A 1,649-nucleotide genomic window follows, 5' to 3' on the forward strand; every position below is an offset into this window, starting at 1 on the left:
CATGGGTGCTTGCTCAGGTAAGCATTGGTGTAGCGTGGATCTTCGGTGACTTCGCTGCCCAGCCAGGCAGGCCGGATGTATTCCTCGGCTTCGTCGCTCAGTTCCACTTCGGCCAGTACCAGGCCGGCGTTCTGGCCAAAGAATTCATCCACTTCGAATACATGTGGGCCAATCGGAATGCGATAACGCTTTTTCTCCACCAGCATCGGGCACATGGTGGCCAGCATGGTTTCGGCATCGGCCAGCGGGATCGCATATTCGAATTCATGGCGCGATACGGCGCTGATATTCGATTTGAGGGTCAGCCAGGCGTGTTCGCCCTTGACCCGCACGCGCACGGTGCGCTCCGGTTCCACCGACAGATAGCCCTGCTTCAGCCATTCACCTTCGGCCAGGCCGCGCCAGCTGTCGTTTTGCAGCTGAAAGCGCCGCTCGATTTCTTTTGCCATGCTTATCCTTTCAATTTGCCGGTAGCGGCTCGCAGCGCGCATCGGGCAAAACCACGCTGGCACCGTTGCCATCATGTCGCAGCAGGCAGGCCCCGCCTTGCAGCTGCAAGTGCAAGGACTGTGGCAGGCCACGTGCGCGGCCATCCAGTGGCAGTCCATTTGCCGGATGCAGGGCGCTGGCTTCGATCAGCAAATGATCGCTACGGGTCAGCACATCATCAGCCAGACGAATCGGCGCGCCGCCCAGCAATTGCTGAACGGCGCGCTGCAACTGCTGCCGCACCAATTCATTGGGTTGAACCAAGCGGGCCGGCAGCGCTTGCGCTGCTGCGAGCGCCACGCCGGCACAGGCTGCCAGTGCCATTGTGGCCAGCAGCCCGACCAGCAAGTGCATCAGCGTTGGCCCGGTTTGCCGAGCAGGCGCATGGCGCTGAGCGGCGATGGGGCCAGCAGGCCATTGGCGCCATACAACAGGCCACGGTTGGCGACGCTACGTGCCAGCGAGCTGGCCGAGGAGGTGCATTTGCCGGTGGCGCGATACTGCAGGGCCGCTGCCAGGCGCGCCTCGGCCGGGTCGCCCAGCTGCTGGCTCAGATCATCGACCACATTACAGCCCGGCACATTGTCTGCGGTGCTGCCGGTGCCGCCCGGAATAAAGCCATCGGCATAGTCACCGAAGCCCTGATTGTTGACGCCCTTGAACTGGATGGCGAAATAAGTGGTGCTGCAGTTATCCTGCGCATAAAAGCCATAGGGCTTGCCGCAGGTGGTATCGCCGATCAGCACCACCTCGATGCCGGCGCCGCGCAGACCATTGATGATGGCTTCGCTGGCCGAGCAAGTATTGTGGCCGGACAGGATGAATACTCGCTTGAGGCCCAGCTGCGGCAAGGGGGTGCCCTTGGCGACGCTGAAGCCGACGGCGGTCTTGTAGAACGGGGTCTGGGTTTCCGCTGCCGTCAATCCGAACGGGTTTTTGTCGTTGAACGAGGTCTGCTCGAAGATCTTGCCCTGGGTATTGGCCTCGCCGGCGATCATGAAACCGAGCTCGGCCGCCAGCGCCAGATAGCCGCCGCCGTTGTAGCGCAAATCCAGCACCAGATCGCTGATGCCGGTACCGTTATTGGCCAGCTTCAACTGGTTGATCGCGTCGATCAGGCCTTTTTCGGCGGTGGCGATATGGGAATTGAAAGTCAGGTA

At 61.5% G+C, this 1,649-nt stretch carries 3 protein-coding genes; all 3 read right to left on the reverse strand.

The window, feature by feature from the left end; genetic code table 11:
• Positions 1-449, reverse strand: a 449-nt coding sequence (locus tag ACE3OH_RS22095; protein WP_374358418.1) for a CYTH domain-containing protein, incomplete at its 3' end; no start/stop codon positions are given.
• 10 nt (positions 450-459) lie between these two features.
• Positions 460-843, reverse strand: coding sequence for a hypothetical protein (locus tag ACE3OH_RS22100; RefSeq protein WP_374358421.1), 384 nt, complete (start codon positions 841-843; stop codon positions 460-462).
• On the reverse strand, positions 843-1,649 hold an 807-nt coding region (locus ACE3OH_RS22105), incomplete at its 5' end, for a S41 family peptidase (RefSeq protein ID WP_374358424.1). The genes ACE3OH_RS22100 and ACE3OH_RS22105, both read right to left, overlap by 1 nt.

The sequence above is a fragment of the Chitinimonas sp. genome, assembly GCF_041904975.1.
Lineage (GTDB): Bacteria > Pseudomonadota > Gammaproteobacteria > Burkholderiales > Chitinimonadaceae > Chitinimonas.